28 protein-coding genes are annotated in these 25,387 nt (G+C 44.1%); 2 read left to right on the top strand and 26 right to left on the bottom strand.

What is annotated here, in order from left to right; genetic code table 11:
- Positions 1-256: 256 nt before the first annotated feature.
- The 22 genes from DWW81_RS01720 to DWW81_RS01615 all read right to left on the bottom strand — a co-directional run bounded on the left by DWW81_RS01720 (position 257) and on the right by DWW81_RS01615 (position 21,214).
- Positions 257-1,039 (bottom strand): ZIP family metal transporter, encoded by a 783-nt coding sequence (locus tag DWW81_RS01720; RefSeq protein ID WP_117896483.1) that lies wholly within the window; start codon positions 1,037-1,039, stop codon positions 257-259.
- The gene (locus DWW81_RS01715; RefSeq protein ID WP_117896482.1) at positions 1,036-1,410 is read right to left on the bottom strand and encodes a metal-dependent transcriptional regulator; all 375 of its coding nucleotides are present in this window, start codon (positions 1,408-1,410) and stop codon (positions 1,036-1,038) included. Before DWW81_RS01715 ends, DWW81_RS01720 begins: the two co-directional genes overlap by 4 nt.
- Before the next feature lie 269 nt (positions 1,411-1,679).
- Entirely contained in the window at positions 1,680-1,934 is a 255-nt protein-coding gene (locus DWW81_RS01710; protein WP_022288609.1) for a heavy-metal-associated domain-containing protein, read from the bottom strand.
- Positions 1,935-2,026: 92 nt separating this feature from the next.
- Complete coding sequence (locus DWW81_RS01705) at positions 2,027-3,481, bottom strand: nicotinate phosphoribosyltransferase (RefSeq protein WP_117896481.1); 1,455 nt, start codon at positions 3,479-3,481, stop codon at positions 2,027-2,029.
- A gap of 95 nt (positions 3,482-3,576) precedes the next feature.
- Positions 3,577-5,355 (bottom strand): Na/Pi cotransporter family protein, encoded by a 1,779-nt coding sequence (locus DWW81_RS01700; RefSeq protein WP_117896480.1) that lies wholly within the window; start codon positions 5,353-5,355, stop codon positions 3,577-3,579.
- A gap of 156 nt (positions 5,356-5,511) precedes the next feature.
- A complete protein-coding gene (gene atpC / locus DWW81_RS01695) occupies positions 5,512-5,913 on the bottom strand; it encodes an ATP synthase F1 subunit epsilon (RefSeq protein ID WP_117858550.1) in 402 nt (133 codons plus the stop codon).
- A 115-nt stretch (positions 5,914-6,028) separates the two neighbouring features.
- Positions 6,029-7,438 carry a F0F1 ATP synthase subunit beta gene (gene atpD, locus DWW81_RS01690; RefSeq protein WP_117896479.1) on the bottom strand — a complete coding sequence of 470 codons (1,410 nt, stop codon included), beginning with the start codon at positions 7,436-7,438 and terminating at the stop codon, positions 6,029-6,031.
- A gap of 153 nt (positions 7,439-7,591) precedes the next feature.
- A complete protein-coding gene (gene atpG, locus DWW81_RS01685; protein WP_117896478.1) occupies positions 7,592-8,455 on the bottom strand; it encodes an ATP synthase F1 subunit gamma in 864 nt (287 codons plus the stop codon).
- A gap of 13 nt (positions 8,456-8,468) precedes the next feature.
- Positions 8,469-9,983, bottom strand: coding sequence for a F0F1 ATP synthase subunit alpha (gene atpA / locus DWW81_RS01680; RefSeq protein ID WP_117896477.1), 1,515 nt, complete (start codon positions 9,981-9,983; stop codon positions 8,469-8,471).
- A 20-nt stretch (positions 9,984-10,003) separates the two neighbouring features.
- Entirely contained in the window at positions 10,004-10,552 is a 549-nt protein-coding gene (atpH, locus tag DWW81_RS01675) for an ATP synthase F1 subunit delta (RefSeq protein WP_117896476.1), read from the bottom strand.
- Positions 10,552-11,067, bottom strand: a complete 516-nt coding sequence (gene atpF / locus DWW81_RS01670; RefSeq protein WP_038671185.1) for a F0F1 ATP synthase subunit B — start codon at positions 11,065-11,067, stop codon at positions 10,552-10,554. Before atpF ends, atpH begins: the two co-directional genes overlap by 1 nt.
- A 55-nt stretch (positions 11,068-11,122) precedes the next feature.
- Entirely contained in the window at positions 11,123-11,377 is a 255-nt protein-coding gene (gene atpE, locus DWW81_RS01665; RefSeq protein WP_022288618.1) for an ATP synthase F0 subunit C, read from the bottom strand.
- Between the two features lie 53 nt (positions 11,378-11,430).
- Complete coding sequence (locus tag DWW81_RS01660; protein ID WP_046439674.1) at positions 11,431-12,159, bottom strand: FoF1 ATP synthase subunit a; 729 nt, start codon at positions 12,157-12,159, stop codon at positions 11,431-11,433.
- A complete protein-coding gene (locus tag DWW81_RS01655; RefSeq protein WP_117896475.1) occupies positions 12,160-12,543 on the bottom strand; it encodes a hypothetical protein in 384 nt (127 codons plus the stop codon).
- Positions 12,544-12,879: 336 nt separating this feature from the next.
- Complete coding sequence (locus DWW81_RS01650) at positions 12,880-13,152, bottom strand: hypothetical protein (RefSeq protein WP_117896474.1); 273 nt, start codon at positions 13,150-13,152, stop codon at positions 12,880-12,882.
- A gap of 130 nt (positions 13,153-13,282) precedes the next feature.
- Positions 13,283-14,257, bottom strand: coding sequence for a hypothetical protein (locus DWW81_RS01645; RefSeq protein ID WP_117896473.1), 975 nt, complete (start codon positions 14,255-14,257; stop codon positions 13,283-13,285).
- Between the two features lie 270 nt (positions 14,258-14,527).
- Complete coding sequence (locus DWW81_RS01640) at positions 14,528-15,379, bottom strand: hypothetical protein (protein WP_117877644.1); 852 nt, start codon at positions 15,377-15,379, stop codon at positions 14,528-14,530.
- A 133-nt stretch (positions 15,380-15,512) separates the two neighbouring features.
- On the bottom strand, positions 15,513-16,511 hold the full coding sequence (locus DWW81_RS01635) for an efflux RND transporter periplasmic adaptor subunit (RefSeq protein WP_117896506.1): 999 nt from the start codon (positions 16,509-16,511) through the stop codon (positions 15,513-15,515).
- Positions 16,512-16,661: 150 nt separating this feature from the next.
- Positions 16,662-17,759 carry a radical SAM family heme chaperone HemW gene (gene hemW / locus DWW81_RS01630; protein WP_117896472.1) on the bottom strand — a complete coding sequence of 366 codons (1,098 nt, stop codon included), beginning with the start codon at positions 17,757-17,759 and terminating at the stop codon, positions 16,662-16,664.
- Positions 17,756-18,229, bottom strand: a complete 474-nt coding sequence (locus DWW81_RS01625) for a hypothetical protein (RefSeq protein WP_022288626.1) — start codon at positions 18,227-18,229, stop codon at positions 17,756-17,758. The genes hemW and DWW81_RS01625 overlap by 4 nt, the downstream gene beginning before the upstream one ends.
- 196 nt (positions 18,230-18,425) lie before the next feature.
- Complete coding sequence (gene lepA / locus DWW81_RS01620) at positions 18,426-20,228, bottom strand: translation elongation factor 4 (RefSeq protein ID WP_022288627.1); 1,803 nt, start codon at positions 20,226-20,228, stop codon at positions 18,426-18,428.
- Positions 20,229-20,356: 128 nt separating this feature from the next.
- The gene (locus DWW81_RS01615; protein WP_117896471.1) at positions 20,357-21,214 is read right to left on the bottom strand and encodes a hypothetical protein; all 858 of its coding nucleotides are present in this window, start codon (positions 21,212-21,214) and stop codon (positions 20,357-20,359) included.
- Positions 21,215-21,366: 152 nt separating this feature from the next.
- Between DWW81_RS01615 and DWW81_RS01610 the strand changes: the two genes are divergently transcribed.
- Positions 21,367-21,639 carry a helix-turn-helix transcriptional regulator gene (locus tag DWW81_RS01610; RefSeq protein ID WP_347562316.1) on the top strand — a complete coding sequence of 91 codons (273 nt, stop codon included), beginning with the start codon at positions 21,367-21,369 and terminating at the stop codon, positions 21,637-21,639.
- Positions 21,640-21,818: 179 nt separating this feature from the next.
- Positions 21,819-22,322 carry a CarD family transcriptional regulator gene (locus DWW81_RS01605; protein WP_181982637.1) on the top strand — a complete coding sequence of 168 codons (504 nt, stop codon included), beginning with the start codon at positions 21,819-21,821 and terminating at the stop codon, positions 22,320-22,322.
- Positions 22,323-22,413: 91 nt separating this feature from the next.
- Here DWW81_RS01605 and DWW81_RS01600 read toward each other — a convergent pair whose 3' ends face one another.
- From DWW81_RS01600 to trmD, 4 genes are all read right to left on the bottom strand, one after another.
- Positions 22,414-22,728, bottom strand: a complete 315-nt coding sequence (locus DWW81_RS01600; protein ID WP_022288631.1) for a hypothetical protein — start codon at positions 22,726-22,728, stop codon at positions 22,414-22,416.
- Positions 22,729-22,888: 160 nt separating this feature from the next.
- The gene (locus DWW81_RS01595; RefSeq protein WP_242989541.1) at positions 22,889-23,641 is read right to left on the bottom strand and encodes a 16S rRNA (uracil(1498)-N(3))-methyltransferase; all 753 of its coding nucleotides are present in this window, start codon (positions 23,639-23,641) and stop codon (positions 22,889-22,891) included.
- A gap of 448 nt (positions 23,642-24,089) precedes the next feature.
- Positions 24,090-24,362 (bottom strand): HPr family phosphocarrier protein, encoded by a 273-nt coding sequence (locus DWW81_RS01590; RefSeq protein ID WP_022288633.1) that lies wholly within the window; start codon positions 24,360-24,362, stop codon positions 24,090-24,092.
- 283 nt (positions 24,363-24,645) lie between these two features.
- Positions 24,646-25,386 carry a tRNA (guanosine(37)-N1)-methyltransferase TrmD gene (gene trmD / locus DWW81_RS01585; protein ID WP_117896469.1) on the bottom strand — a complete coding sequence of 247 codons (741 nt, stop codon included), beginning with the start codon at positions 25,384-25,386 and terminating at the stop codon, positions 24,646-24,648.
- Between the last annotated feature and the right edge of the window lies 1 nt (position 25,387).

Below are 25,387 nucleotides of genomic sequence, written 5' to 3'. Positions count from 1 at the left end.
ACTTAGTGAATTGTGCTATAAGTAATCATCATTTTTTATTATTTTCGTCTTTTGTTACCAAAGAAAATAATAGTTAAAAAACGTTTACATTTCATATTAACATCAAACGTTTAAGATAAACAAATTAACAAATGCAAATTACACACAAAACAAAGCCGAGCATATCATTTCAAAATGATATGCTCGGCTATACAAAAAGATATTCAATACACTTACCATGCATAAAGATGAGCCCTATGTAAACATAAAAAAACACCTATCCAAGTGCCACATCAAGTATCATCATAAGCACAAAGCCCAGCGCAAAAACTATAGTTCCAATATTGGAGTGTGGCTTTTCCGACATTTCAGGTATAAGCTCCTCCACCACCACATAAATCATAGCACCTGCCGCAAAACTTAGAAGATACGGCAAAACAGGGATTATAAACTGTGCCAAAAGTATCGTCAGCACAGCCCCAACAGGCTCGACAACTCCCGATAAAACGCCGTAAACAAAGGCTTTTCCCTTTCCCATACCCTCCGAACGCAGTGGCATGGATATTATTGCACACTCTGGAAAGTTCTGTATTGCGATACCGAGGGATAATGCCAACGCACCAGCGGCGCTTATAGCATGATGGTCAGCCGCCCAGCCTGCATATACAACGCCAACAGCCATTCCTTCGGGGATATTGTGAAGCGTCACCGCAAGCACAAGCATCGTTGTGCGCTTGAAACCGCTTTTCGCTCCCTCAGGCTCAGTGGCGTTCATGTGAAGATGTGGTATAACTCTATCGAGAAAAAGCAGAAAAAACACTCCAAGAATAAATCCAACCGCCGCAGGAACAAACCTCAGTCTATCCATTTTCGCTGATTGCTCCATAGAGGGTATTAGCAAGCTCCACACTCCTGCCGCCACCATTACTCCTGCCGCAAAGCCTGTCAAGGCTCGCTGAACAAGATAATGCAGATTTTTCTTCATAAAAAGCACACACGCCGCACCAAGAGATGTACCCAAAAACGGTATCAGAATGCCTTTAAAAATAGTCATGCTCATTGTTCTTCACTGATATGCTTCTTCAATGCCGCAAAGCTCTCGTCAGACAAAACGTGTTCTATCTTGCAGGCGTCATGTTCTGATATTTTTCTGTCAACACCAAGACTTACAAGCCACTCTGTCAATACAAGGTGCTTTTCGTAGATCTTTTCCGCAACATATCTGCCGTCGTCAGTGAGAGTAATGAAGCCGTTTTCGTCCATTGTGATGAACTTTCCCTCACGAAGTATCTTCATAGCGTTTGATACGCTGGGTTTTGTAACGTTCAGCTCCCTTGCAACATCAATGCTCCTCACCTCGCCGTTTTGCTTGTTCCATAAAACGAGTATCGCTTCCAGATAGTCCTCCCCGGACGTGTGAATGTTTGCCATTTGTATGCCCCTTTCTTTGTTAGTTATAGCTAACTTACATCTATAAAATTACTGCACGCCACGAAGCTAAGCCTATCAAAACAAAATGCCTTTTCACAAAAAGCTTTTTGCAAACTTAGCCGCACCCTTCTCGTGCAGTATCAAAAGTATAGAACATCGGTTAATGTATACTAACTAATGTTTATTATATCACAGAAAATATGTTTTGTCAAGCAAACAAAAAAGCCGTGACAGACCTTTTCATCTGCCACGACTTTGTGCATAGCTATTTACTTGAATCTTGCAAAAAATCCTTTTTTCTCATAAGGCTCTCTTTCAGCGGAAATAAAAGTGTAGCCTGTTTTCTCAACTGCTTCTTTAAGCTTTTCATCAGGGATATCCTCATCAACTATAGCCACAGTTTCGCCCTTTGCATGGGAAGAGCTTACTTTTTTCACCTTGAAATTCTGCCTGAAAGTGTCATTCATATGCGATTCACACATTCCGCACATCATTCCGTCTATTTTTACTGTTATCTTTTCCATTTCTGACCCTCCAATGCTTGATAGGTTAGAACTTGCTAACCATGCTTATTGTAACACAGCCTATAGCTTTTTTCAAGTCAATAATGTAAATTTTAATCTGCCGTTTGTCTGTTGTTCTCCGCAAGAAGATAATTCTTCACTTCCCAAAGCTTCTGAGAAAGGTCAACATAATAAGTGTGCGGATTTTCAAATCGTGTGATCTCGTCCCAAAGAGTGTCTATCTCAGCCGCCGCATACTTTACGATATCCTCGTATGCAGGCTTCTTGTATACACACTTGCCGTCCTTGAATATCTGCTGTTGAATAGGCTTTGCCTCAAAGTTTGTGATGACCTTTTTCTTCCATGTAAACTGCGGGTCAAAAAGCGTAAGGGGTCTGCTTTCATCTATCACCTCGTCATGAATACACAGCAGGTCAGCCACAGCCTTGTGATTGTCCTTATCATAAATTCTGTAAAGCTTTTTGAAATGCGGAGTCGTTATCTTCGCCACGTTTTCAGAAATCTTTATCTTAGGCTGAATATTGCCATCATCGTCCTCCACAGCCGCAAGCTTGTAAACTCCTCCGAAAACAGGCTCGCTCTTTGCGGTGATAAGTCTTTCGCCCACGCCGAACATATCCACCTTTTCGCCCTGATATATCATATCTCTTATAAGATACTCGTCAAGGGCGTTTGAGGCACATATTTTGCAATCAGGATAGCCTGCCTCGTCAAGCATTTTTCTTGCTTTCTTGGAAAGATAAGTTATATCTCCCGAGTCTATCCTTATTCCCACAGGTCGGCAGCCCATAGGCTTCAGCACCTCGTCAAAAGCCTTTATTGCGTTAGGCACACCGCTTTTCAGCACATTATAAGTGTCCACAAGCAGAACAGTGCCATTAGGATAGCACTTACAGTAAGTCTTGAAAGCTTCAAGCTCGCTGTCAAACATCTGCACCCATGAATGTGCCATTGTGCCTGTTGCATTGAAGCCGAAAAGCTGGTCAGTGATAGTGCAGGCTGTGCCTGAGCAACCGCCTATGCCTGCGGCTCTTGCACCGAGTATGGCAGCGTCTGCACCATGAGCACGTCTTGAACCAAACTCAGATACCGCCCTGCCCTGAGCCGCCCTTACAATACGGTTAGCCTTTGTAGCAATAAGTGTCTGATGATTTATGCAAAGCAGAAGATAAGTTTCCACAAGCTGAGCCTGCACCGCAGGTGCTCTCACCGTTATAATAGGCTCGTTAGGAAACACCACCGTACCCTCCGGCACAGCAAATATATCTCCTGTGAAGCGGAAATCCTTAAGATATTCAAGGAAGCCCTCGTCAAAAATGCCCTTTGAGCGCAGGAACTCTATGTCCTCTTCGTCAAAATGCAGATTTTCGATATAGTCTATGACCTGCTCAAGACCGCAGGCAATGGCAAATCCGCCGCCGTCAGGTATCTGTCTGAAAAACAGATCAAAATAAGATATCTTTTCCTGCATACCGCTTACAAAGTAGCCGTTTCCCATTGTCAGCTCATAAAAATCGCACAGCATAGTGTAATTGAATTTGTCCATTTTGCTCTCTCCTTTTCAGCTTATAACAAGAGGGACTAACGTCCCTCCTTGCTGTTTTACAATATTATATCACGCCACAGGTGCAAAAACCTGAACTAAAGCGCAAACTTTTCTGAATATTCAGCCAACAGCTTCTCGTAATAGTCAGGACCGTTTCTGTGAAGCTTATCAAGATATTCATGCTTTTTAAGGCTGTTGTATTTCTCTCGGTTTGCGATAAGATAGACCGCAATATTTGAGCAGTGGTCTGATATTCTCTCAACATTTGTGAGTATATCAAGGAAGTTCACACCCACCTCGATGTTGCAAAGACCGTTCTTTGACCTGTCGATATGAACAGCCTTAAGCTCCTCAACAAGTCTGTCTACTACTTCTTCAAGTGGCTCGATCTCCTTGAGAACGTTCATATCCCCTGTCTTTGTGGCTTCGATAGCAAGCCCGATTATCTCCTGAATGGCGTTGCACACAACATCAAGTTCATGCTTTGCCTGCTCAGAAAAACCGATCTCCTTTTCATAAAGAACATCCGCAGTTTCATAGATGTTTATAGTATAGTCGCCTATTCTCTCATACTCTGAAATAAGGTGGAAAAGCGCTGTAACAGTTCTCGACTCATCCTCGTTCAGACCGCAGTCGTTGAGCTTTATAAGATATGAGCCTACTCTGTCCTCCAGCCTGTCGATAAGCTCCTCACGCTCTTTTATCTTGTCGATAGACTTAAGGTCATACTTGTCATAAAGCTCTCTTACCGATATGAAATTTTTCTGTGCCAGCACGCCCATTTGAACAACTGCCTCTGTAGCCTGTGCGATAGCAACGTTTGGAGTAACAAGAAATCTGTCGTCAAGAAGATCCTCCTTAGTGAAAGTATCATCGTCCTCAGCGTTCTTCTTATCTCTGATAGTCCATTCGGCAAGCTTTTCAAGCACTGTATAGAACGGCAGAAAGATTATAGTTACCACAACATTGAAGATAGTATGGAAGTTTGCGATGCTTCCCGTTGTAAAGCTATTATTCCAGAACGGAAATCCTATTGTATACTGAATGATATAAACGCCGATAAGAAAGATTATAGTACCGATAAGGTTGAAATAGAAGTGTATCATAGCGGCTCTCTTAGCGTTCTTTGAAGCACCTATACTTGATATAAGAGGTGTAGCACAAGTACCGATGTTAGTACCCATTATGATAGGAAATGCAGAAGCGAATGTGATAGCGCCTGACACTGAAAGCGCCTGCAAAATGCCTATAGAAGCGGCTGATGACTGTATGATAGCCGTGAATATCGCACCCACCAATACGCCCAGAACAGGGTTTTTAAGCACTGCAAAAAGCTGCTCGAACTGCGGAAGCTCTGCCAGCGGAGCGATCTTCTCCTGCATAAGTATCATTCCGGTAAAGAGGATACCTATGCCCATCATTATCTCGCCCACGTTCTTTGTCTTGTTCTTCTTGCCCACCATTATGATGATAAGACCGATAACGATAAGTATAGACGAAAAATTCGACGGCTTGCAAAGCTGCAATATAGCAGGGCCGCTGCTGTCACCCTCAAGGTTTGTGAGCCTCAGTATCTGAGTTGTCATGGTAGTACCGATATTTGCGCCCATGATTATTCCAACTGCGCCCTTAAGCTTCAAAAGGCCTGCGTTTACAAGTCCCACCACGATAACAGTAGTTGCCGATGATGACTGCACCGCTGCTGTTACCAATGCACCGAAAAGTATTCCTGAGAACACGTTTCCCGTCATTTTCGCAAGGACCTTCTCCATAAGTCCGCCCGAAGCCTTTTCAAGTCCCGAACTCAATATGGTCATTCCGTACAAAAACAGACCAAGTCCGCCCGCCATTCCGATAATGTTAAAGATACTCAAATCAATTCATTCCTTTTCTTGTTTTTTCCACTGCACAACGTCCGAGCACGCCCCTGCGCACCCCATTACTTACCTTACCTTTACGCCGATTTTACTTAATAAATAAAACAAAGCCAAAGCCTGCACGGATATCCCGCAAGGCTCTGACTTTGATAATTATTTCTTTCCTGCCACCACAAGTCTGTTCATGGCACGTCGCAGTTTCTGCTCCGCCCTTTCAAACTCTTTCTGGCCAGCATTTTCTCTGAGCTTGTTCTCTGCCGCCGCCTTTGCCTTTTCGGCTCTTGCAACGTCTATCTCATCAGCCCATTCGATAGCAGATGTCACCACTGTCACACCGTCAGCAGACACCTTTATAAGCCCTCCCGAAATAGCGGCTGTTCTGAACTCACCTTCTATTTTGATACGGAAAGGAGAAGAAACGATATTTGCCACATATGGCGCATGACCTGCAAGTATACCAATATCACCTGATACGGTCCTCACAATGATCTGCTCAGTATTTCCCTCAAAAAAAGTTTTTTCAGGGGTTATTATCTTAAGATCAAAAGGCGTCATAATCTTTCTCCATAAGTTTTTACAAATCAGCGCATGCGGCACAAAATTGCCACATACATTCACTATATACTATAATCCGACTCTTGTCAAGTATTTTTCTTTAAACGTTCTGTTACTACTGTTCACTTTCTGCGATCTGTCTGCCCTTTTCAACAGCCTCGTCGATAGTTCCCACGAACAGGAAAGCAGATTCAGGCAGGTCGTCATGCTTGCCCTCAATTATCTCCTTGAAGCCTCTGATAGTTTCCTTGATAGGCACATATTTGCCCTTCATACCTGTGAACTGCTCAGCAACGGAGAACGGCTGTGACAGAAAACGCTGTATCTTTCTTGCTCTTGATACTGTGAGCTTATCCTCGTCAGAAAGCTCGTCCATACCCATGATAGCGATAATATCCTGAAGCTCCACATACCTCTGCAAGATAGACTGGACCTGTCTTGCTACCTGATAATGCTCATTTCCCACTATCTCAGGCGAAAGTATCCTGGAGTTTGACTCCAACGGGTCAACCGCAGGATAGATACCAAGTGATGAAATGCTTCTTGAAAGCACCGTCGTTGCGTCAAGGTGAGCAAACGTAGTTGCAGGCGCAGGGTCTGTCAGGTCGTCCGCAGGCACATAAACTGCCTGAACGGAAGTAATAGAGCCTTTTGTTGTTGAAGTGATACGCTCCTGTAACTGACCCATTTCAGTTGCAAGGGTAGGCTGATAACCAACGGCTGACGGCATTCTGCCAAGCAGAGCCGACACCTCAGAGCCTGCCTGAGTGAATCTGAATATGTTATCGATAAAAAGCAGCACGTCCTGATGCTCAACATCTCTGAAATACTCCGCCATTGTCAGACCTGAAAGTGCAACTCTCATTCTTGCTCCAGGCGGTTCGTTCATCTGACCATACACAAGCACAGTCTTGTCGATAACTCCCGACTCTTTCATCTCATAATAAAGGTCGTTGCCTTCACGGGTACGCTCTCCAACGCCTGTGAATACCGAGATACCGCCGTGCTGATTGGCAACGTTATTTATAAGCTCCTGAATAAGCACCGTCTTGCCTACGCCTGCACCGCCGAAAAGACCTATCTTTCCGCCTTTCAGATATGGTGCGATAAGGTCGATTACCTTGATGCCTGTTTCAAGTATCTCATTTGAGCCGGACTGCTCCTCATATGTCGGAGGCTCTCTGTGTATCTCCCAACGCTCCTTAGTTTCAGGTGCAGGCAGATTGTCAACAGGCTCACCCAGAAGATTGAACATTCTCGAAAGAGTTTCCTTGCCCACCGGAACAGATATAGCCTTGCCGGTATCAACAGCGTCGATACCTCTCACAAGACCGTCCGTAGAGCCCATGGCGATACATCTTACTATATCGTCGCCTATATGCTGAGCCACCTCAACAACGAGCTTTTCGCCCTTGTTGTCTATCTCAATGGCATTGAGCAGGTCAGGAAGGCTGTCCTTTTCAAAGCGTATATCAACTACCGCTCCAACTATCTGGACTACCTTGCCTATGTTTTTGCTTTCCATTTATTTACCACCTTTCAAAAAGGGATATCATAGCTTGATATGTTTAAAAGCCTGCAAAATGCAGACGAACGCTGTTCGCCCCTGCAAGACTTCTCCAACAATACCCACAACATTTACTTTTGAACGCCCACATTCGGGGCATAATTATTATTTCTATCTTCCGATAGTTGCCGAGCTTATCTCTGTAAGCTCCTGAGTTATCTGCGCCTGTCTTGCTCTGTTGTAAAGAAGCGACAGATTGTCTATCATTTCTCCTGCGTTGTCCGTTGCAGACTCCATTGCAGTACGTCTTGCCGCCTGCTCAGAAGCGTAAGAATCCACTATCGCAGAATAAAGCATACCGCCTATATACTGCGGTATCATGCCGTCAAAGACCTCCTCAGGGGACGGGTCATAGATAGTTGACGGGTGCTTTCTTCCCCCAAGCTTGTCAAGATCCTCCACGGGAAGTATCTGCAAGCTGCAAGGCTCTTGTGTCAGAGCCGACACGAAGGTGGTATACACAAGCTCTACCTTGTCATAATCCCCATTTCTGAAGCCTGCGATAACATCTTCCGCAATGTCCATAACAGTGTCAGCGTCAATGCTCTCCGCTATCTGCGGATATTTCCACACAAGGTCATAATCACGCTTCTCAAAGAACTCAACAGCCTTTTTGCCCACAGCCATAACACGAAGCTGACCGCCTGATGACAGCACCTCGTCAGCCTTTGCCTTAGCCATTTTCAGCACGTTGGAGTTAAATCCTCCTGCAAGTCCCCTATCGCCTGCCACCACTATAAGCAGTGTGGAATTAAGGAACTTCTTCTTTGTATACACCGACTTGAACGCACTGTCGCAGGATATATCGCACATTGTCTTAAAAAGCGTTTCAAAGAACGGCTGAACTGCCACCGCCTTGTCCTTGGCACGTCTGAGCTTAGAAGCCGCCACAAGCTGCATGGCTTTTGTTATCTGCATGGTGCTTTCAACGCTTTTGATACGTCTTTTGACGTCTTTCATATTAGCTGTTGCCATCGCTCAGCGCTCCTTATCTGCTTTGAAGAAACTTCTGTGAATACTCCGCAAGCACGTCCTTTATTGCCTGTTCATTCTCTTTTGTAAGCTCTCCTGTTTCTCTTATTGATGAGAAAATATCAGGGTGAGTTTCATCTATATACACAAAAAGGTCTTTCTCAAATTCAGCGATATCCTCAACTCTGATATCTTTCAGATAGTTGTTTACCACCGCATAGATTATGACCACCTGCTTCTCAACGTCCAGCGGTGAGGTCTTGCCCTGCTTGAGCACCTCCACAATACGTTCGCCCTGTGCAAGTCTTTCCTTAGTGTCTTTGTCAAGGTCAGAGCCGAACTGCGAGAATGACTGCAATTCTCTGTACTGAGAATACAGCAGTTTCAGCGAGCCTGAAACCTTTTTCATAGCCTTTATCTGTGCCGAACCGCCTACACGGGATACTGATATACCTGGGTTTACCGCAGGTCTGACGCCTGAGAAGAACAGCTCAGATTCAAGGAATATCTGTCCGTCAGTGATAGATATAACGTTTGTCGGAATATAAGCCGAAACATCGCCTGCCTGAGTTTCAATAATAGGCAGAGCGGTTATAGAGCCTCCGCCGTAGTCCTTGTTAAGACAGCAGGCTCTTTCCAAAAGTCTTGAATGGAGATAGAATACATCTCCCGGATAAGCCTCACGTCCTGTCGGTCTTTGAAGCAGAAGTGACATAGTTCTGTACGCCACAGCGTGCTTTGAAAGGTCGTCATAAACGCACAGCACGTCCTTGCCCTGAAGCATGAAATACTCAGCCATTGCAACGCCTGCATATGGTGCTATATACTGCAAAGGCGCCATTTCAGAAGCCGTTGCCGATACAACTATAGAATAATCCATTGCCCCATGCTTAGAAAGGGTATCCACCACGTTTGCCACAGTAGACTGCTTCTGACCTATCGCAACATAGATACAAATAACGTCCTTGCCTTTCTGATTTATGATAGTATCAAGTGCAATAGAAGTTTTACCTGTCTGCCTGTCGCCTATAATAAGTTCACGCTGACCTCTGCCTATAGGTATCATAGAGTCGATAGCCTTGATACCTGTCTGCAATGGTCTGTTTACTGATTGTCTTGTAATTATTCCGAAAGCAGGGCTTTCCACAGGTCTTGTTTCTGTTGTAAGCACAGCGCCCCTGCCGTCGATAGGTGCACCGAGAGCGTTCACAACTCGTCCGAGAAGCGCATCTCCCACAGGCACAGAAACTATCCTGCCTGTTCTCTTTACTCCAGACCCCTCTTTTATTCCGTCCTCAGAGCCGAGAAGTACACAGCCTACAAAATCCTGCTCCAAGTTCATTGCCATGCCGTATGTTCCGTTAGAAAATTCAAGAAGTTCACCCGACATACATTTGTCAAGTCCATGAACTCTTGAAATTCCGTCGCCAACAGTGCAGACCGTCCCCACATCGTCAAGCTCAAGCTTGCTGCGGTAGTCCTTGATCTGCTGTTTTATCAAGCCTGTTATTTCATCAGGACGTAATTTCATGTTAAAATACCGTTCCTTTCCTATGCAATGACCCCGTCGATCTGAGCCTTGATATCATCAAGCTTAGTTCTGACGCTGCCGTCTATTTCTGTGTCTGAATATCTCAGCACGATACCGCCCATAAGGCTTTTATCCACCTTTTCCACAAGCACTATCTTTGCTCTCGAAACAGCTTCCAGCTTAGCCACAAGCTTGTCCCTGAGCCTTTCAGACAGAGGCATAGCCGTCACCGCAGTGACCTCTATGATATTATTATGCTTTTCATAAAGCTCCTTGAACTTTGCGCATATCTCAGGCAGAAACCTTATCCTGCCCTTTTCGCTCACAAGGCAGAGAAAATTAAGCGTAACAGGCTGTATCCTGCCCATAAACACCTTTTCCAGTGCCGCCCTTTTCTCGTTCTCCGTCACCAGCGGCGACGCAAGAAGCTCCACATATTCCTCCTGATCCTGAGAGAAAAGTATATCCCTTATGCTCCCAAGCTCACCATAGACTTCATCAAGGCAGTTTTCCTCGCAGCACACCTCAAAAAGTGCATTGCCGTAAATATTCCCGATACTGTCTGCCATTACATCTCACCCACATTGTCAATGAACTTCTCGATAAGACGTTCGTTGTCCTCGCCTGTCATATCCTTTTCCACAACTGCCGCCGCAGCCGAGAAAGCAATATCGGTGATCTCGTTCTTGATCTGGTTGACAGCGATCTTCTTTTCTCTTTCGATCTCTCTTGAAGCGTTGTCCACAAGACCCTTTGCCTCGGTTCTCGCTTCGCTGATTATCTCGTCAGAACGCTGTTGAGCCTTTCTTGTTGCCGTCTGTATAATCTGTGCAGACTCTTCCTTTGCACCCTCTAATCTGCTTGTATACTCAGCTTCAAGCTTCTCGGCATTTTCTTTTGCCTCGTCAGCCTGCCTGTAAGTTTCCTTAACATCATTTTTCCTGTCCTCGATGACCTTGTTCACCTTATCGAACAGAAAATGCTTGAGCACCAAAAACAGTATGAGCGTATTGAGCAAAGTCGCAATTATCGTTGTCAGATCTATTGACAGAAACTCTGTCACATCGCCTGCTGCCAATACCATTTATCCAACCTCCCCTCCGCACCAATGCAGAGCAAATCTTGTTTGAAGCTTTTTATTAAAGCTTTCCGATAAATGGGTTAGCAAAGAGCAGGATAAGAGCAACTACGAATGCGTAGATACCTGTTGACTCAGCCATAGCAACGCCTATGAACATTGTTCTTGTGCAGTCGCCCTTAGCCTCAGGCTGTCTTGCGATAGCCTCGATAGTCTTTCCTACTGCGTAGCCCTCACCGATACCAGGTCCGATACCTGCGATCATTGCAAGTCCTGCACCGATTGCTGAACAGCCAAGAAGAATAGCCTTTTCCATAATGATAAACCTCCGTTATTTACATATTTATACTTTTCCGCCAAAGCGGTAATTTACTCTGTTTCCGCAGCCGCACCAACGTTTACCATGGTGAGCATGGAGAAAATATAAGCCTGTATGCACCCTGAGAACAGGTCGAAATACACGCTAAGCACCGCAGGTATACCTACCTGAAATACGCTGAACGCCCATGAGCCTGCCTCAAAAGTCAGACCCAGTGCAGATGACAGCGAGCCTAACGCACCGTAAAGCAGTCCCGTTATTACCATGCCGCCTGCAACGTTACCAAAAAGACGGAACGCCATAGACGCTGGTGTTGCCACCTCACTGATGATATTAAGCGGCAGAATGAAAGCAACAGGCTGAGCAAAGCTTTTAAGGTAGCCCTTGAAACCATTCGCTTTTATCTTGTTGTATGTGATAAGCACGAATGTCATAAGAGCCCACGTTGCCGTAACATTGATGTCCGCCGTCATAGACCTGAGCCCTATCATACTGATAAGAGCGCCAAACACCGCATAAATAAGCAGCGTAGCAATATAAGGGGCATACTTCATCATCTTAACGCCCATGTTCTCTTTGACCATGTTGTTGACGAAATTCACAAGCATCTCCGCAACCACCTGACGTTTTTTCTCAGGCACTTTTTTCAGGTCATGAGTGAGCCACAAGCACAGTATCAGCACCGCAACTATAATAAGCCAGCCCATCACCACCGTTTCGGTGATCCTCAGACTGCCTATCTCAAACACTATCTTAGGGCCGTTTCCAATACCCGTCATTTATTTATCCCTTCTTTCTCTTATCTGTATGACATACAGAATCATCCTCGGATAAAACTGCGGCAGAAGAATCCCAACTGGACTTACTGCCTTTGTGAGCATAGCCCCCGCACAAAGCACAAAAAGCACTCCATACCTAGTCATGTAACACCCAAGCATTGTGCGTTTAGCCTTTTTGCCCTCAAGCTCCACAGCCTTTTCGCAGGTCACACCAAGGTAGTACATACAAAGGCACATATAGCCCCAGCCCAATGCAAAGCCCGCAAGCTGTGTGATGTCAAAGCCCCACAGCAAAGTAAATACCCAGCATACAGCAGCCATAACACCGCCCCATAAGCATATTTTTTTCAGCAAGCCGCCAAGCTCAGAGCCTATATTTTTCACTTATTTTCTCCGATTTTCATAAAGAAATCCACCATAAATCTTTACATTTTCTTAATAGCAGAAAATATCTGCCTGATGTATTTCATTATACCACACAGCCCCACATTTTTAAAGAGCAAACCGCAAACTTAAACATTTATTTTACACGGATTTTACATTTCGTTCACAGTTAGTCAAATAATTAGTTAATTATGATTTGACGTTAATAATTTATCAATAGTCAATCATTGATTTTTGACATTGTTTGAGTTTTGTCATACGATTTCACAATAAAAAACGGACTGCCGCAAGCCGAAATAATATCACGGCTGAGCAGTCCGCAAGCATATGTGCAGCTTATCTGATGATATCGTCAACAACGCTTTCTACAGTGCTTACAGTATCATCAATAATATCCGCACCACCGCTTACAGTGTCCTTGATACCATCGCCAACACGGCTTACAAGCGTGTCGCTGTCATCACGTCTGCTTGTGACCTCATTTTTAGAAGTTGTGGTCGCAGTAACGCCGGAAGATGTCGAACCTGAGCTATCGTCATTTCTTGAACAGCCTGCGAGCATAACGCCGCAAAGTCCAAGACAAGTTAGCATAGCGATCAATTTTTTCATAATTAAGTTCCTTTCAGTATAAGATATGCCATTTCAGGCTAATGCTATTATTTCTCGGAGATGAGGATATATTCATAAAAAAACAAAAAAGAGATGAGCCAAAAGCCCATCTCTCTGTCAGATCAAAAAATCAATAGAACTGCGATCTCTTTTTCTTGATAACGAAAATAACAGCACCTACAATAACCACCGCAACGACCACAATAACTACAATGCCTACTACTCCGATACCCTTTGAAGATTCAGCCTCAGACGACGAAGTGCTGCTCAGTCCGTTTGACTTAGGCTGCACCTTTAAGCCCTGCACGATCTCCTGTGCCTTTGCACTTTTATTGTAGCCATCGAGATTCATTACCTGAAGATCTTCACCATTTTTTTGCAGCGGAGTATCTATTACAAGATTATCAATATAAAGCACATCTGTCTTATCCATTTTCTTGATAACCGGTATCTCAAAAATGAACTTTGTTGCTCCGCACTCGTCAGGTACCGGTATAAGCGCTGTCGCATACTGAGTAACATTATTGCTTGCATCTGTATTTATTTCAAGCTGAACACTATTGCTGGTCACCTTTTTGTATTCCTCAGTACAAGGAAAAGCAAACACAGAATCTCCCATAAGCTTGCCCTGAGCGTCCTGATTTATCCTATACTTAAAAGAGATCATACAGCCGTCAAAACAAGTCATGCCAAAATCCTTGGCGTCGATCTCAACGCCCATCGTTATATAAGGCGCATCTTCAGATTCAGAGCCGGGATAAACCAAATTCTTATCGTCATCTCTTATAAGCGAAGCATAAGTACAATAATCGCTTATGTCATTAGGCTGCGTTGCTGTTATCTTAAGGCTTGCACCCTGATAAGCATAGGTCTTTTCCTGGGATGCTCCCACTGATATCTTCTCTCCGTCAGGAGTCACCTTGATATATCTCTCCCAATCCTTCATATCAAACGACAAGGACGGTGCTGAAGTATCTGTTGTAAGGATACTCTTGTCGGCACTATATTCAGGTATTTCAGCCTCACTGTCGGCATAGGCAGGCACAGCACAAACGCCAAGCATCATTATCGCTGATACCACGCCAAGTATTCTCTTTGATCTCATCTTAATTCTTATCCTCCCTTGATACTATTGTATGTAAACGCTTTCACAGCCGTTCACACAAGTATCGAAACGCTATAAAACACTATTAATATTTTACACCTTTTTAACAAAACTGTCAAGCGTACCATACAATTTTTCATATAATGTAACTGTTTTGTAATACAAGCTAAGCATTTTCACCAAAATAGCCACACGCTTTTTATGAATAAACTCTTATTGACAGCCATTTTTAACAAAAAAAAGACCGTCTTCTCAGACGGTCTTGCGATCTTATTGAATACCAAGGAACTGGAAATACTGCTTATCCGGCATTGTTGTGACAGAAGTGGCTCTCAGATCGTCAGCCTCCGAAAGTCTGTACTGCACCTTGAGAACTCCGTCCTCCTCTACCCAGCCAACATCAGGAACTGTTCCTCTTATGCCCTTGTTGGAAATTGTCTTTTTGATACCTTTCTGCTTAAGAGTAAAGAATTTAAGCTCGATATCCTGATTGTATGGCACTACGCATATCTTTACAGCACCCTTGTCGCTGTCCTTTACATCGTAAAGTATTATCTGATACTGACCGTCAGGCGATATGGTATTTGAGTCTGACGTTACTTCAGTGAGCTTCTTGAAGTTATCTCTGTAGAGAGCATAAACGCTTGAAGATGTATCAAGATCAGAATTTAGTACAGTTTCAACAGACGTTCCGCCGAAAAGGATATTAAGCACAAAGTAAGCAACTATTCCAAGAACATACATAAGCAGGTATATCGTACCCATTATAACCTTTACAGTTTCGTTCGTGCCTGCCGCAAAGAACATTATGATAGCAACAATGAACGGCGGAACTATCAATATCCAGTCGCCCATGTTGAAAAGTATCATGCAGAACACGACCGGAAGCATGAGTATGCTCAGTATCTCCGTCACAAGCTCACGTCTTGAAAAGAGCATAAGTCCCATAAAAACTACGTTAAGCACCACATACACTGTGAAAAACGATTTTTCTCTGCCTGCCGCAAACTCCAGATCATACAGGAACGTTGCATAAGTGAGCAGAGTTATTACAGCAAAGTAAGCGACATTGAAAACTGACACCGCTCGCTTCACCCATACGTTAGATAAAAAATCCTTCATTTTTAGTCCTCCCTAGACACTCTGTTCTTTTATTTTACACGAAATTACGCAAAAAATCAAGTGCTTTATTTCTTTATTTTTTCTTAAAACACAAATCAGACATATAAAATAGTATTTAATTGGCTGAATGCCGTCAATTTAGTATTATCTCTTCACCGCCGCTGAGTCCCGAAAGTATCTCAACGTTGTCGTTGTCCTCGATGCCAAGCTCTACGTCCTGTTCTATCTTTACACCGTCCACAAGCAGGTTCACATAGTTGCGTCCGTCAAGCTTCTTCACTGCCTTCTGCGGAACTATCACAGTATCAAGCCTTGAATACACGTCAAAGACAACCTCTATGCCGCCAAGATCCAGCATATCGTTCTCCTCGTCAGGGGTTATAACATAAACATATGCCGAGAAATCTCCGCTCTCATTGTAGATTATATCCGTCACAGTGCCGCCCATCGTATTGGCACCCTGCACTATCTGCACTGCAGTGCCAAAATTGACGTTTGTGAGCGCATTATCAAACACAGACACGCACAGAGCCTTTTGTGATTTATCGGAAGTATACCCAAGCACCTCGCCCTTATTCACCGGCATGAACGCTGTCAGCTCCTGACCACGTCTGTCTGCAAGATCAAACTGTCCGTCACATGGAGCGTAAACCTTATAATCCTCCAAGGACGCCACAAGACTGTCATATTTGAGCTGTTCTATCTGTAAATCATACTGAGAAAGCTGTATCTCACTGTAGTCAGCACCGTTCGCCTGCAATGTAGCGACCGTCTGCTTCGCCTGATTGAGCCTTATTTCTTCCTCTTCTATCTGTTCGTCCACATCGTCAGAATAAAGTGTGCAAAGCAGGTCACCCTTTTTCACATCACAAGGCGACTCCACATCTATAGACTTTATCTGACCGCTTGCCTTGAAGGTGACAGTTTCACTGTAAGGGTAATCATAAACACCCTCCTGATGATACTCCTGAGATATATCTCCTATCTCAGCTTTTACCGTCTTATATGTTATATCCTTAGTTTCAAGAATAGGCACAGCTATCTCGTCTTTTTTCTCCGACTTTCCGCAGGCGCAAAGTCCGAAACACATTGCCGCTGCTGAGATCAAAGCAATAAATCTTATACTTTTCATAAAAAAAGCCCTCTCGGTAATATAAAACTGCGGACACACTCCGCCGCAGTAAATTATACCACATTTTCCGTCATTTTTCAAGCTTATCCCCTACATATCGTATATCTATTGTATAACTGCACAACACTGTCTGCCTATATTTATACAGGTTTACCACAGCAGTTCACCGATAATAGAGTTTGAAGCCAGAAATCCCGCAGGCGTAAGCCTTAAAATACCATTTTCGACCACGCAAAGCCCCTGTTTCTGAAACAAAGCCGCCTTCTTGCGGATATTCTCCCCAAGTTCTTTACCACCAAGCTCCTCGGCTTTACCTATGTCAATGCCCTCCGTGAGCCTTAACCCCAGCATGACATACTCCTCTGCCTTGTCAGGGTCGTCCTCAAGCACCACCATGCTCTGCACATTGTCAGAAATAAACTCCTCAACATCGCTCTTGCAGTAATATCTCTCATTATCAAAGAAAGAATGTGCCGACGGACCAATGCCTATATATTCTTCCCCGTGCCAATATTTAAGATTGTGCCGTGATTTTCCGCCCTCTTTGGCAAAATTTGATATCTCATACTGTAAAAAGCCCTTGCTTGCAAGCTGTCCCACAGTTTGCAAATACATATCGCACAGCATATCGTCATCAGCCACAGCGTTTCTCATCTCATCACAATCAAAAGCCGTACCCTTTTCTATTTTCAGCATATAAGCCGAAATATGATCAACAGGGAGTGCCGTAAGGCTCTCTATGCTATCCCAAAGGCTTTCAAGGGTCTGACCCTTTACCCCGAGCATGATATCGCATGAGATGCGCCTAAATCCCAGCTGAGCCGCCGTTTCCACAGCCGACTTTGCCTGAGAAAAGTCATGAAGCCTGCCCAAGAAGCCAAGCTCCCTGTCATTAGCCGATTGAACGCCAAAAGAAAGCCTTGTTACCCCTGCTTTTCTCCACCCTGACATCTTCTCCCTGTCCACAGAGCTGGGATTAGCCTCCAAGGTTATTTCAGGCTGGCAAAGATCAAAGCACTTTCCTGCCGTATCTATTATCCTGTCAACCTGTTCAGCCGACAGCACAGAGGGCGTACCGCCACCGAAGTAGATAGTATCGCATTTTATGTCCCTGCCCTTGAAAGCCTCTATATTGCGGCACACAGCCTGCGTGTAGTCCTCATAAAGCTCAGGCCTGCAAACGGAATAGAAGTCACAGTAAGGGCATTTTCTTTTACAGAAAGGCACATGGATATAAATTCCTGTCATAGCATATCCTCGTCATCATCAAAAGCCTTGTCGATATACTCTCCTGTTTTTTCACGGTTGAGCCGAAATCTCTCTATCGCCTTTTTCACACCAAATATACCGCCCCACACAAGGAACATACAAAGGCTTATAAGCACCGCATAAAGCACGAAATAAGCCTGCTGTTTCAAACTGAGCTGAAAATACACCGACCGCCTGTTTAGCATATCGGAAACTTTGGGGTGGATAACAATATAGCAGATAACGCCAAGAATACCTGCATAAGCAAGTGTGCATACCATGCCCATAAAAGCTTCCTTGAATTTAAGTGCCGAGAATTTAGCTCCTGCACACACCGCCCACACAGCGATAAGCACAAGCCCAGCCGCCGCAGAGATATTGGCATACACCTCATAAAGCACAGGCAATATCACCGCACCGCTCAGTCCGAAAGCCAGCGACAATTTCATAGACTTTTGTATATCAGGCATAGCTGCTCCTTTCAAAAAATGTTGATATATTTGTATAAACCAAAACCTATCCACTCTCCGAACGGGCTGTCGAGGGCGCCAGCCCCTACACCAAAATTCTACCATCGCAAAATCGCTCCGCTCGGTGTTTTCTCTACTTTGTATTGGTGATTTGCTCGGCATGGCTCCGCCATTCCTCACTCCTCACTGAAACTCTCTACTCGTCCAGCTTCAGCACCGACATAAACGCTTCCTGCGGCACTGACACAGATCCAAGCTGTCTCATTCGCTTCTTTCCTTCTTTTTGCTTCTCCAACAGCTTCTTCTTTCTTGTGATATCTCCGCCATAACACTTAGCAAGAACGTCTTTTCTCATAGCCTTGATAGTTTCTCTGGCTATTATCTTTCCACCGATCGCCGCCTGCACAGGTATCTCAAAGAGCTGTCTTGGTATATTCTCTTTAAGCTTCTCCGTCAGTCTTCTGCCCCTTGAATACGCCTTATCCTCGTGTACGATGAATGAAAGTGCGTCAACCACCTCGCCGTTAAGGAGTATATCAAGCTTCACAAGCTTAGACTTCGCATAGCCCATCATCTCATAGTCAAATGAAGCATAGCCCTTTGTGCGTGATTTCAATGCGTCAAAGAAGTCATAAACTATCTCGTTGAGGGGAAGCTGATAATGCAGGTCAACTCTAGTTTCGTCTATATACTTCATATCCTTGTATACGCCACGTCTGTCCTGACAAAGCTCCATTATATTTCCAACATATTCAGACGGCGTATAAATATGTGCATTAACTATCGGCTCTTCTGCCGAAGCAATATTTGCCACATCAGGATAATTTGTCGGGTTATCAATAAACACAGTTTCGCCGTTAGTAAGATTTACCTTGTAGATAACCGACGGAGCAGTTGTGATAAGGTCGAGATTATATTCTCTCTCCAAACGCTCTTGGATTATCTCCATGTGCAGAAGTCCGAGGAAGCCACATCTGAAACCAAAGCCCAGCGCAATGGAAGTTTCAGGCTCAAAGGACAGTGAAGCGTCATTTAGCATAAGCTTTTCCAAAGCGTCACGAAGGTCAGGATATTTTGCTCCGTCCGCAGGATAGATTCCGCAGTACACCATAGGGTTTACTTTCTTATATCCAGGGAGTGCCTCAGCGCAAGGCTCAGCCGCATTTGTCACAGTATCGCCAACACGAGTGTCGCCGATATCCTTGATAGAAGCAGCGATATATCCTACCTCGCCTGCATGAAGCTCGCCCACAGGCACAAGGTCAGTTGCTCCCATATAGCCTATCTCCACAGTCTGGAATTCAGCTCCCGTAGCCATAAGCCTGATGGTATCTCCAGCCTTGATATGCCCCTCTTTCACACGACAGTATATGATAACTCCCTTGTACTGGTCATAATAGCTGTCGAAAATAAGAGCCTTTAGCGGAGCGTTCTCGTCGCCCTTTGGGCATGGTATATCCTTTACGACACGTTCAAGCACCTCTTTGACGTTCGTACCCATTTTAGCTGATATTCTCGGAGCGTCCATAGCAGGAATGCCTATAACGTTCTCCACCTCTGTGCAAGCCCTTTCAGGGTCAGCGGACGGCAGGTCTATCTTGTTTATAACAGGCACGACCTCGAGGTCATGTTCGATAGCAAGATAAGTGTTTGCAAGGGTCTGCGCTTCTATACCCTGGGAAGCGTCAACGATAAGCAGTGCACCCTCGCAGGCAGCAAGAGAACGTGACACCTCATAGTTGAAGTCAACGTGACCTGGGGTGTCAATAAGGTTGAAAACATAGTCCTGCCCGTCGTCAGCGTGATAATTAAGGCGCACCGCACGAGCCTTGATAGTGATACCTCTTTCACGCTCGATATCCATATTATCGAGAAGCTGATCTTCCATATCTCTCAGCTTCACAGTATCGGTAAGCTCCAAAATCCTGTCGGCAAGAGTAGATTTGCCATGGTCTATATGAGCTATAATGCAGAAATTTCGTATATTATTTTCGTTCATTTACTGTTTTTCCTCTCTCAGACAAGTATACTTTTCCATAATACTTTATTATAACACGCTTGCCCCACATTGTCAATTTCTCCGCAAAGAAAAAAGGCAGACACAACGTGCCTGCCCCAAAATACATATTATTCTGCGCTGATATATGCCGTTACAGCGTCATCAGAGCTGTCAGAAGTTGTTCCCTCTGGATAAGAGCTGAATGTGAACTTGTAATCCTTGTAGCCCTTTACCATAAGGAAAAGGTTTACATACTTGTATGTATTTCCAACAAAATATTCGTTCTTTTTCTGTGTAAGAAGCTCAGTAGTTCCGCCCATGCCGATATAAGTAGAAGCACCGTCAGCAGAAGGTATTCCTCCGCCGCCCTTGTTAGAAGCAGAATAGTTTACATCAGGAGAGATTATGCCCCATTCATCGCTAGGGAAATCCTCAGGAACATATACCTCATATTCCATAACGCAAAGCTCACAGTCATCAGGTATTTTCAGCTCGCTCTCGTCTATCTTATAAAAATCACTGCCAACAGAATTGTTAAGCTCGATAGCCTTGTTTACATAATCTGCGTCGTCAGTTTTGCTCACTACCTTTGTTATTCTTGTATAAATAGTGTGATAAATTTTATCTGTAGGACAGTATATGGTGGTCTTTATCCACTGACCGATAGGTGCAAGATTTTCCTCGCTTGTTTCAGACGGCTCTATAGCACTAGCCGCAATGTCATTGCTGTCACCGCTTGCAGGCTTATTTTCGTCAGCAGTGCTTGTGTCAGCCACCTCAGCCTGTGATGATTCCGTTACCGCAGGAGCAGTTGTAGTGGTAGTTGTCGTTGCTGTTGTATCTTCCGAAGAGTCAGCGGCACTGCTTTCCGTCTGCACAGCCGCAGCAGAGCTTTCCTTATCACTGTCGGAAGACCCGCTGTCAGAACAGCCTGCCATGCCAAAAGCCATTACCACCGCCAATAAAAGAGCAGATATTTTTTTCATAATGTTACCTCCATATTTCTTTAATAAATTTATTTTACAACATTCTCCTATGCTAGTCAACAATATTTTCGACATTTATAAATATTTTGTTAAATACCCACAAACAGCCATAGTGTTTTTACAACATAATGTAGTAAGAAAAGCACAACATAATGTTGTATGATATATTAAATATAGACTATCAGAAAGGAATGGAGTGCCGCATGGTTTTTCAAAGAATACGAGATATGCGAGAAGATGCAGACCTTAAACAAAACGATATGGCAAAAATACTCCATTGCTCACAGCAAGCTTACAGCAACTACGAACTAGGACAGCGTGATATTCCCACGGATATCCTCATAGCCCTAGCTGAATATCACAAAACAAATGTAGACTATCTTCTGGGACTAACCAAAAACAAGACCTACTATAAAGATATGTAAAGCGGAAAGAACATCTCTTTCCGCTTTTTTGCAACCCATTTCATACACATTTATACAATCCTCTTCTATGCAGGATTTGTTAAAATTGCCTATGACATTTTTAGAAAAAAAGTGTTATAATGTATATAAGAGACAAAACAAAGTTGTATTCACGATTTAATGTGGAAGGAGCGTTAAAAATGCTAAAAAAAGGCGACGTCATATCATACGGTACAACCGGAGTGTGCAAAGTCGAGGGCGAGTGTGAACAAACAGTCAAAGGTCAGAAAAAGCGCTACATAGTTCTAAAGCCTGTCCACCAAATCAATTCCACCTTGTATGTGCCACTGGATAATGACGAGCTTAAAACAAAGTTCAAACCTCTGCTCACAGGCGATGAGATAGAGGAGATCATAAAAGAAATGCCCGAGGAGAGCTCCCTTTGGAAAGAAAGCAGCAGCGAGCGTGCCGAGCTTTATTCACAGGTACTTGAAAGCGGTGACAGAAAGCGACTTGCACAGCTTGTAAGAACATTGTATCTCAGACAGAAACATCTTATTGCGAAGGGCAGACATCTCCATTCATTAGACGAACGTTTTTTCAAAAACGCTGAAAATCTTCTTTTCGATGAGTTTTCAGCCGTCCTGGGCATATCCCAAGACGAGGTCTTCGACTTTATAGAAACCCGCCTGAGCAAAGCCTAAATACATACAAATGACACAAATAATATCGGCAAACTAAAAAAAGGACAAACCACAGTGGCTTGTCCTTTTTATTTTCATAAACAATACTCGATTATTCCTTGTCAACGTCCTCAACAGGCTCTTCGATAGCGTCGAGCTGAACTTCAACGTCAGCGTCCTCCTCAGTTGCAGCCTCGTCCTCCGCTGGCTCTTCAGCCTTTTCCTCAGACTTCTCAGCGTCCTCTGCCTTGTCAGCTTCATCAGCCTCGTCAGAACACTCGTCGCAGCCGCAGCAATCGTCGAAATCCTCGTCGAGATCTTCGTAATCGTAGTTTTCAAGCTCCTTGTGCTTTTTAAATGCAAAAATAGCAGCAGCTCCTGCAGCGATCGCACCGAGTGCAGCTATAACTTTCAATCCGCTTGCCATAATAAAACGCTCCTTTTCTGAATATTCCACTCTGAACTGCGTTCAGATTATCTACAGTATAGCATATTTGTTATAAAAAATCAAGACGTTTACAAAAAATACTGACTTTTTATACAACCTGCTCAAAAAATCTCAGTAAGCTTTGACAAATTGCCCACTGCTACATATTCCCCGTAAGGCTCATTATCACGCTAAGAGCCGCCAGTGGAGCTGTCTCACACCGCAGTATCCTAGGTCCAAGACTCACCACAGTGACCCCTGCCTGACTGCAGCTCTCCGCCTCATGGCTCTCGAAACCGCCCTCACAGCCGATAAACAAGCCAATAGTCTTTTCCTCGTCCTCGCTGACAGGGGAAATACCTGTCTTGCTAAGGCTCACGCCGCCCTTTTCGTAACACATAAAACTCTCGTCGCACTCTTTAAGTTCATCAAGGCATTCCTCGAAGCTGATAAAATTCGTCACCTCAGGCACATATCCCCTGCCCGACTGTTTCGCCGCTTCCAAAGCTATCTTATTGTATCTCTCCACACGCTTTTCATAGCCGCTTTTTGCAGGTCTTGAAACGCACCTCGCCGTAATAACAGGCACTATCTTGTATACTCCAAGCTCTACAGCCTTTTGCACTATAAGATCCATTTTATCAGACTTAGGCAGCGCCTGATAAAGCACGACATTCACAGTAGGCTCGTTTTCGCTTTTCTCAGCAGAAAGCACATCGCAAACCACTTCCTTATCAGAAATGGACAGAATTTTTGCTCTGTATTCCACCCTGTCCGCACAAACAGTTATGATATCCCCAATTCTCATACGCAAACTTCTGCCGATATGATAAGCGTCATTACCTCTGATAGTTATCGTATCTCCCGATACGCTGTCAACAAAAAATCTAGGCATATTCCCAACCAGTGTCAAGCACTGTCCTCCAATCTCAAATCACGATTTTACGCACTTTCACGACGCTTCCGTCGCTTCTTGGTATAGTATACCACACCTTCAAAAATTGTTCAACAAAGTTCACATAACTAACACAAAACTTTCATACGCAGTACATACGGGCAGGGTATTATATAGTTGTCGCAAGGGACAAGACCCACCGAGGAAAGTTCCGAGAGCGGCAGTTGATTTTGGTATGTAGGCTTTTACCCCAAGCCTTCATATATACAGCTTGTAGATTAATTTCTACTAGCTTCTCCCCTATAATTTTTTATTTTTTGGCACCCACAGTTTTCTGTGGGTGTTTTTTTGTCCTGTCGAGGATATCGCAGGACGAACCTATTTTATGACGTAAAAAAGCGGAACGCCCCACACAGAACATTCCGCTTAAATCAAACTATTCTATTTAGTTATATTCAGGGAGCGATTATCTTGCACCCTCAGCAAAGCCGCTGTCAACAAGATCAACAAGACCCTTTACTGCTGCTTCCTCATCCGGACCGTCTGCAATGATCCTGATAGTTGTGCCGCCTACGATGCCAAGTGAAAGGATTCCAAGAAGGCTCTTTGCGTTTACTCTTCTCTCCTCTTTCTCTACCCAGATAGATGACTTGAATTCATTTGCCTTCTGGATGAAAAATGTTGCAGGGCGTGCGTGAAGTCCTACCTGATTCTGTACTACTACGTCTTTTACGAACATACTGATCTCTCCCATTCATTATAATGCTGTTAAACTCCCTAATTAAGGGACTTTTTCAAGATACCCTCAGGTTATTTGATATATTTATTATACTCGACAAGTCTGCCTTAGTCAACGCAAATTTTAGACAAACAAGCGAAAAACCCTTAATTTTCAGCACAATGCTCTAAACTTTGCAACTTTTGCAATTAAACTTGTGATATGTTCACAACACAGATTTTTACATTATATCACTTTGTACAAATTCATTTAACAATTATGTGAAAAATGTTGAAAACCAATGTCACTTTTTATCCTCTTTTTCCTCTAATTTGTGTATAATAGCCAAATCTTTTTCCGTCAGCGGACTTCTTTCCAACAGCTCAGGACGCTTCAAATAGGTGGCTTTTACAGCCTCCTCACGGCGCCATTTCGCTATCTCAGCATGATTGCCCGATAGTAGCACTTTAGGCACTTCCCTGTCGTGCCACACCTCAGGACGTGTGTACTGTGGATATTCCAGCAGACCATTATAATGGCTCTCGTCCTCATAGCAATCCGCCTGCGAAAGCGTTCCCTCCAGCATTCTCACAACGCAGTCCACCAGCACCAACGCAGGAAGCTCTCCGCCGGTAAGCACATAATCCCCCACGGATATTTCTTCATCAACTATTTCGTCAATGACCCTGCTGTCCACTCCTTCATAATGACCGCATAATATAAATATGCTGTCAAGCCGAGAAAGTTCCTTTGCACGCTTCTGGGTCAGCGTTTTTCCCTGAGGGGACATATAGATAACGTGGGGCTTTGCCTTTCCAGCTGTTACCGACTTGTAGCAGTTGTAAATAGGCTCGCACTGCATGAGCATACCCTGTCTTTCGCTGTAAGGGGTATCGTCTACTCTGCGGTGCTTGTCCTGAGTGTAGTCCCTGATATTATGACACGTTACCGTGAAAATATTCTTAGCCCTCGCTCTGCCTACTACGCTTTCAGAAAGATAATTCTCAAGCATTTCAGGAAAAAGCGTTGCAATATCTATGTTCAAA

Source organism: Ruminococcus sp. AF17-1AC (assembly GCF_003461385.1).
Lineage (GTDB): Bacteria > Bacillota > Clostridia > Oscillospirales > Ruminococcaceae > Hominimerdicola > Hominimerdicola aceti.
The sequence above is the reverse complement of the archived record's forward strand: the minus strand, read 5'-3'. Positions and strand labels throughout refer to the sequence as shown.